Origin of the sequence: Streptomyces sp. NPDC056361, assembly GCF_042262805.1 — a bacterium.
Taxonomy (GTDB): Bacteria; Actinomycetota; Actinomycetes; order Streptomycetales; family Streptomycetaceae; genus Streptomyces.
Genome location: NZ_JBHJQI010000243.1, coordinates 1 through 6,926, shown reverse-complemented (window position 1 = coordinate 6,926; position 6,926 = coordinate 1). Strand labels below are relative to the sequence as shown.

The following is a 6,926-nucleotide window of genomic DNA, read 5'->3' as shown; positions in this document are numbered from 1 at the left end:
CGCCGTCCCGTGTGCCCACCCGTCCCGCCCTGGGGGTCCCCCCGGACGAAGTCTGGGGGAGGGACGATTGCCCACACGGGGCGGGGGGCGACGGGGGCCACGGCAGGCGCGGCCCCAAGCGGGGGTGGGCGGCAGGCTCGGCGGCGGTGCGGGCCCACGGGGGGCGGGCGCGGCCCGCTCGTCGGGCGGGCCCTCACGGCGGGTGGCGGGGGCTGGGGCGGAAGTTCGTAGGGGGGTTACCAGTGGCCTTGGGTCCAGGTGGGGTTGGCGGAGCGCATGGCGGTGGTGTCGTCGCGGTTGTGGTGGGTGCCGTCGTCGGTGAGCCAGCGGTGGTGGAGGGCGGCGAGGGCGGGGCGGTCGAGGTGGATGCCGAGGCCGGGGGTGTCGGGGACGGGGAAGTGGCCGGAGCGGAAGGCGGGGCGGGGGGTGATGACGTCTTCGGTCTGCCAGGGGTAGTGGGTGTCGCAGGCGTGGTGGAGGTCGGGGAGGGTGGCGGCGACGTGGGTCATGGCGGCGAGGCTGATGCCGAGGTGGGTGTTGGAGTGCATGGAGAGGCCGATGCCGTAGGTGCGGCAGAGGGCGGCCAGTTCGCGGGTGCGGTGGAGGCCGCCCCAGTAGTGGTGGTCGGCGAGGACGATGCGTACCGCGCCCTTCGCGAAGGCGTCGGGGATCTCCTCGAACGTGGTGACGCACATGTTGGTGGCGAGCGGTACGTCGGTGCGGGCCGCGATGCGGGCCATGGCGTCGGTGCCGCTCGACGGGTCCTCCAAGTACTCCAGGACGTCCCCCAGTTCGCGCGCGACGGCGAGTGAGGTCTCGACGGACCAGGCGCCGTTGGGGTCGAGGCGGAGCGGGCGGCCGGGGAAGGCCTCGGCGAGGGCGCGGATCGCGGCGATCTCGCGTTCGGGTTCGAAGACCCCGCCTTTGAGTTTGAAGGAGCGGAAGCCGTGGAGGCGGTCGAAGCGGCGCGCCTGGGCGACGACGCCCGCCGGGTCGAGGGCCGCGCCCCAGTCGTCCGTGGGGGCGGCGCCGGGGTGGGCGGCCCAGCGGTGGAAGAGGTAGGCGCTGTACTCGACGGAGTCGCGGACCTTGCCGCCGAGCAGGGCGTGGACGGGCAGGCCGAGGGTCTTGCCGAGGGCGTCGAGGCAGGCGGTCTCGAAGGCGGAGACGACGGAGAGGCGGAGTTTGGCGGCGGTCCGGACGCCGCGCAGGCCTCCGGCGTCGACTCCCGCGTCCGCGGCGGGCGACGGGCCTCCGCGGACCCCTGACAGTGCTCCGGCCGCGGGCCATGGTCCTCCGCCGACCCCTGACCGCGCTCCGGTCGCGGGCCATGGTCCTCCGCCGACCCCTGACCGCGCTTCGGCCGCGGGCCATGGCCCTCCGGCGGTCCCTGCCGACGCACCACCCGCCGGTGACGGCCCGCCCGCCCTCTCCCCCGCCGTCGCCGTCGCCGCCCCCTCCCCCGCCGCCTTCTCCGCCGCCGCGCAGACGATCTCCGCCAGAGCGAACAGGTCGTTCACGTCCGTGACCGACCTGCCGGGGAGGGCTTCGGCGAGGGGTTGGGCGAGGTTCAGGTAGACGTGGTCGCCGTAGGTTTCGCCGAGGCCGGTGACGCCTGCGCGGGTGGTGACTTCGACGACGAGGCGGGGGGTGTAGGGCTGGTGGACGCCCTGGAGGTTGAGGAGGGGTGGGTCGGAGATGAGGATCGGGGTGAGCCGGACGTGGTCGACGATCAGCTTCGAATCCATATGTGAACTGTATTCAGGGATGGGATCGAGGGCCAAGGGGTGAGGGCTCTTTCGCGTCGCACCTCTGGACGACATACCGACTGGTCGGTCATGATGAGCGCGTCCGAAGCCGACCCGGAGGTATGCACGCATGAGTTCCGACCCGCTGCCAGGACTCGACCCGGAGCAGCTGCGCCGGTTTCTCGACCGGGAGCGTCCCGGTCTGGTCGCCGGCCCCCTCGAAGCGCGGTTGATCGAGGGGGGCCGGTCGAACCTGACGTACGTGGTGAGCGACGGGAGCGGGCGCTGGGTCGTGCGCAGGCCGCCGCTCGGGCACGTGCTGGCGACGGCGCACGACATGCGGCGCGAGCACCGGGTGATCAGTGCGCTGGCCGGGACCGGGGTGCCGGTCCCCACGGCGGTGGTGCTCTGCGAGGACGAGTCGGTGCTCGGGGCTCCGTTCTACGTGATGGAGTTCGCGGACGGGACGCCGTACCGCTCGGCCCGCGAACTCGCGCCGCTCGGTCCCGAGCGCACGCGCGCCGCCGTGCTCGGTCTCGTCGACACGCTCGTCGACCTGCACGCGGTGGACCCGGCGGCGGTCGGACTCGGGGACTTCGGCCGCCCGGAGGGTTTCCTCGACCGGCAGCTGCGCCGGTGGGGCAAGCAGCTGGACGCGTCGCGCGGGCGGGAGCTGCCCGGCATCGACGAGCTGCACGCCGCGCTCGGCCGCGCGCTGCCCGCCTCCCCGCCGCCCACCGTGATCCACGGCGACTACCGGCTCGACAACGTCCTCATCGGCGAGGACGACCGCATCCGAGCCGTTCTGGACTGGGAGATGTCCACGCTCGGCGACCCGCTGACCGACCTCGGTCTCCTCGTCATGTACAGCACGCCGCTCGACCTGCCCGGCTCCCCGCTCTCCACCACCGCGACGGCCGCCGGGCATCCGACCGCCGCCGAGCTGGTCGAGCGCTACGCGGCCCGCTCGGGGCGCGACACGTCCGCCCTCGCCTGGTACACGGCCTTCGCCTGGTTCAAGCTCGCCGTGATCCTGGAAGGCATCCACTACCGCTACACCCTCGGACAGACGGTCGGCGCCGGCTTCGACCGCATCGGCGAACTCGTCCCCGTGTTCATCGAGCACGGCCTCACGACCCTTCAGGAAGGCTGATCCGCCATGGACTTCGCGTACGACGCCCGCACCGAGGAACTGCGGACGAGGCTGCTCGCCTTCATGGACGAGCACGTGTACCCGGCGGAGGCCGTCGCCGAGGAGCAGCGGGCCCGGCTCGCCTCCCCCTGGGACACCCCGCAGGTCGTGGAGGAGCTGAAGGCCGAGGCCAAGCGGCAGGGGCTGTGGAACCTCTTCCTGCCGGACGCCGAGTACGGGGCCGGGCTGACGAACCTCCAGTACGCGCCGCTCGCCGAGATCACCGGCCGCAGCCCGCACCTCGCCCCGACGGCCCTCAACTGCGCGGCCCCCGACACCGGGAACATGGAGCTGCTCGCCCAGTTCGGCGACGAGGCGCAGAAGAAGCAGTGGCTGGAGCCGCTGCTGTCGGGCGAGATCCGCTCCGCCTTCGCGATGACCGAGCCGGAGGTCGCCTCGTCGGACGCCACGAACATCGAGACCCGCATCCGACGGGACGGCGACGAGTACGTCGTCGACGGGCGCAAGTGGTACATCTCCGGGGCCATGAACCCCGACTGCCGGATCTTCATCGTCATGGGCAAGACGGACCCCGACGGCACCGACATCCGCCGGCAGCAGTCGATGATCCTCGTGCCCCGCGACACCCCCGGCGTCGAGGTGCGGCGCGCGATGCAGGTGTACGGGTACGAGGACCACTCCCACGGCGGCCACGCCGAGGTCGTGTTCGACGGCGTCCGCGTCCCCGCCTCGCACCTCATCGGCGCGGAGGGCGACGGCTTCGCCATCGCCCAGGCCCGTCTCGGCCCCGGCCGCATCCACCACTGCATGCGCCTGATCGGCATGGCGGAGCGGGCCGTCGAGCTGATGTGCCGCCGTGCCGTCTCCCGTACGGCCTTCGGCAAGGCCCTCGCCCAGCAGGGCGTCGTCCAGAACTGGATCGCGGACGCCCGGGTGACGATCGAGCAGCTGCGGCTCCTCGTCCTGAAGACGGCCTGGCTCATGGACACCGTCGGCAACCGGGGCGCGCACACCGAGATCCAGGCGATCAAGATCGCGACTCCGCGCGCGGTCGTCGACATCATCGACAAGGCCGTGCAGGCGCACGGGGCCGGCGGCGTGTCCCAGGACTTCCCGCTGGCCGAACTGTGGGCGGCGGCGCGGACGCTGAAGCTCGCGGACGGACCGGACGAGGTCCACCAGCGGTCGCTGGCGCGCCGGGAGCTGAAGCAGTACCTGTAGGGCGGGTCACAGCGTCCGAAGCAGTACCCGTGAGGCGGGTCGGGGCGTCTGGAGAAGACCCGTAGAACGGGTCGGGACGCCTGAACAAGTACCTGTGACGCGGGTCGGACGTCAGCCCAGCCGCAGGCAGAGGATGCCCGTCGCGGTGTGGACGCAGAGCCGTTCGTCGTCGATCCACTCCATGCCCAGGATCTCGCCGCCCAGGTGGACGCGGTGCAGGACCTCGGTGGTGTCGGCGGCGAACAGCGTCAGGCCGCCGTCGGCACCGGCGGTCAGGACCGTGGGGCGGCAGTTCCTGGTCTGCAGCCGGAGCGCGGTGACGCGGACCCGGTCGGGGCGCGGGACGAGGTCCGGCTTGTCGGGCCGCCCGCCGAACGAGGCGGGGAACCGGGTGCGGACCGCGAGTTCGCCGTCGCTCGTGACGTACCCGAGGGCGGGGCCCTGCGGCCAGCGGCCCAGGTCGTGGACGATGTCCGCCGAGGTCAGCCGCATGGCGAACCGGACCGTGTCGTCAGGAACCGAACGCACCGACAGGTAGGGCTCGGGCGGCGGCGCTTCCTCCGTGCTGCCGTCGAACTCGTGGCGCCGCCCGACGACGACGGCGAGGACCCGGGCGCCGTCCGGCACCAGCCGCATCGAGCGGACGTCGTTCAGGTCGATGTCCACGGGCTCTTTCACCCGGCCGTCGGGTGTGTGCAGGGCTATGTAGTGCCTGCCCATCTCGTAGTGGCCGAAGCAGGCGACGTAGCGGGGCTCTCCGGCGCCCGGTACGGGGCAGGCCCGGACCAGTCCGCGCGTCCTGGGGAAGGAGACGGGCGGCCCGATCGACCAGAGCCGCGTCCCGACCTGCTGCCGCCGCTTCCTCCGCTTGTTCACGAGCCGGTCCCGGAGGACGACCGGGGCACCCGGGTGGGTGTCGATGGCCGGGCCGTCGTCCCGCTCCTCCATGCGGTCCAGTACGGCGCCGCTCGCACCGTCCAGGAGGCGGGCGCCGTCGGCGTCCTGGACGACCACGACGGGCCGGCCGGAGTGCGTCCCGGTCCCGACGGTCATCGCGGGATCGTCGGCGGTCTCGCCCTGCTCGGGCGGCGGGCCGAGGCGCCACCCCTTGGCGGACCAGGAGTCCGCGCCCAGGGAGACCAGCCGGAGCCCGTCCGGTCCCCGGCCGGCCGGGAGGAGGCGGGACACCGGCGCGTCGGTGCGGGTCCTGCCGAGGACGGTGCCGTCGGCGGACCTGGCGGTCACGGCGTACGTGGTCGCCGAGAGGCACACCGGCCCGGCTTCGGCGCCCGGACCGGAGGCCGGGGTGATGAGCAGGGCGGAGCCGTGGGGGTGCCCGGACCACTCGACGACCCGGAGGCCGTCGGACCGGGTGGTGGACCAGGTCCCCACCAGGGGCCCGGTCACGGTGAGATGGGTGGCCACGGCGGCCGTGCCCAGGTGGAGCGCGAGGGCCTCGACGTCACGGCCGCGCAGGGTGCGGTGCAGCTTCCGCTCGACGGTCAGGGTGCCCGCGGAGTCGCCGGACGGGGCGGAACCGCCCGTGAGGTCCCAGACCGTGAGGCGGGCCCTGCGCCCCCGCTCCGTCCACCGGTGGACGCGGGTCACGGCCACCCGGAGCCGCCCTTCGTGGTGCGCGACGGCCAGCCGGTCGCCGTCGAAGGGGCGCCACAGGAGCGCTCGGCGGCGGGCGGCCCGCAGGGTGAGCGGCGGAGCCTCGCCCGAGGCGGTGGCGAGGGTGACCGTCCCGTACAGGTCGAGCGCGACGACCAGGCACTCCCCGCCGACGTCGGTCACGGCGCAGTCCACCGTGTGGGGCAGCGCGGCCACGGCGCCGATCAGGTCGCTGCTCTCCACGTCCCACACCCAGATCCGGTCGGCGGTCCGCAGGGCGACCCAGGGCCGGGTGGGGCAGCCGTGCACGGAGGTGATCCGGCCGAGGTCGGTGGGGAGCTCGGCGACGAGTTCGCCGCCCTCGGCGTCCCAGGCCCGTACGGGTCCGTCGCGCTCGGCGGTCACCAGGGCGGGCCGGCCGTGCACGGGGACGACGGCGGCGCCGCGCACGCCCCCCGCGAAGGTGCCGAGCGTGGTGTACGGCACCGGGGCGACCTCCGCCCATTCGGTGTCCCAGGGCAGCCGCGGGTACCGGCGGCGTACGGCTCCGGCCAGCTCCTCGGCGCCGGACTGGAAGGCGGAGAGCCGCAGTTGGGCGGCGCGGGTTCCCTCGTCGATGGGCGCGCGCAGCAGGGCGGTGCAGTGCCCGACCGCCCGCGCGGCGGCGCGGCCCCGCTCCGTCTCCGCCCGGTTCAGGACCCGCTGGAGGGCGGAGACCGAGGCGGTCAGCAGGTACTCGGCGTCGAGGGCCAGCACGTCGAGCAGCTCCGTCCCCTCCGCGTGCTCGGCGAGGTGGCGGCGTACGTACGGGGGTGCCGCCGCCCAGTCCCGTCCGTGCGGGGCCTCGGGGACGAGTGCGGCGAGCGCGTGTGCGACGCGGCTGCGTGCGCCGGGGTCGAGTGTGGTGCGGAGGGCGTCGGCGTACGCCTGGTGGTACAGCCGGTAGACCGAGCGCCCGTCGGTGTCCAGTTCCTCGACGAGGTGCTCGCCCACGGTGGCGAGCAGCCAGGCGATGTCCTCCCAGGTGAAGGCGGGGGTGGGGGTGGGGGTGGACGTCGGGGCGGGGGTGGGTGCGGGTTCAGGCGCAGAGGGCGGGGGCGCCGCCGAGGGCGCCGTCCCGTGTGCCCACCCCTCCCCCCCGGGGGGTCCCCCCCGACGAAGTCCGGGGGAGGGACGATTGTACACACCGG

Annotated in this window: 4 protein-coding genes; 2 read left to right on the top strand and 2 right to left on the bottom strand. The window is 74.1% G+C overall.

Translation table 11 applies throughout. The features are described from left to right. Positions 1 to 236: 236 nt before the first annotated feature. Positions 237 to 1,748, bottom strand: a complete 1,512-nt coding sequence (locus ACFCY7_RS39060; protein WP_376490841.1) for an enolase C-terminal domain-like protein — start codon at positions 1,746 to 1,748, stop codon at positions 237 to 239. A gap of 130 nt (positions 1,749 to 1,878) precedes the next feature. On the opposite strand from ACFCY7_RS39060, the gene ACFCY7_RS39055 reads away from it, so the two are divergent. Further along, positions 1,879 to 2,901, top strand: coding sequence for a phosphotransferase family protein (locus tag ACFCY7_RS39055; protein WP_376490840.1), 1,023 nt, complete (start codon positions 1,879 to 1,881; stop codon positions 2,899 to 2,901). 6 nt (positions 2,902 to 2,907) lie between these two features. Next, entirely contained in the window at positions 2,908 to 4,122 is a 1,215-nt protein-coding gene (locus tag ACFCY7_RS39050) for an acyl-CoA dehydrogenase family protein (RefSeq protein ID WP_376490839.1), read from the top strand. A 111-nt stretch (positions 4,123 to 4,233) separates the two neighbouring features. On the opposite strand, the gene ACFCY7_RS39045 is transcribed toward ACFCY7_RS39050, so the two are convergent. Beyond that, the gene (locus ACFCY7_RS39045; RefSeq protein WP_376490838.1) at positions 4,234 to 6,729 is read right to left on the bottom strand and encodes a WD40 repeat domain-containing protein; all 2,496 of its coding nucleotides are present in this window, start codon (positions 6,727 to 6,729) and stop codon (positions 4,234 to 4,236) included. Between the last annotated feature and the right edge of the window lie 197 nt (positions 6,730 to 6,926).

Excerpts from the sequence above, each read along its gene's own strand:
- ACFCY7_RS39050 (WP_376490839.1), top strand. The coding sequence starts at position 2,908 with ATGGACTTCGCGTACGACGCCCGCACCGAGGAACTGCGGACGAGGCTG.
- ACFCY7_RS39060 (WP_376490841.1), bottom strand. The coding sequence starts at position 1,748 with ATGGATTCGAAGCTGATCGTCGACCACGTCCGGCTCACCCCGATCCTC.
- ACFCY7_RS39055 (WP_376490840.1), top strand. The coding sequence starts at position 1,879 with ATGAGTTCCGACCCGCTGCCAGGACTCGACCCGGAGCAGCTGCGCCGG.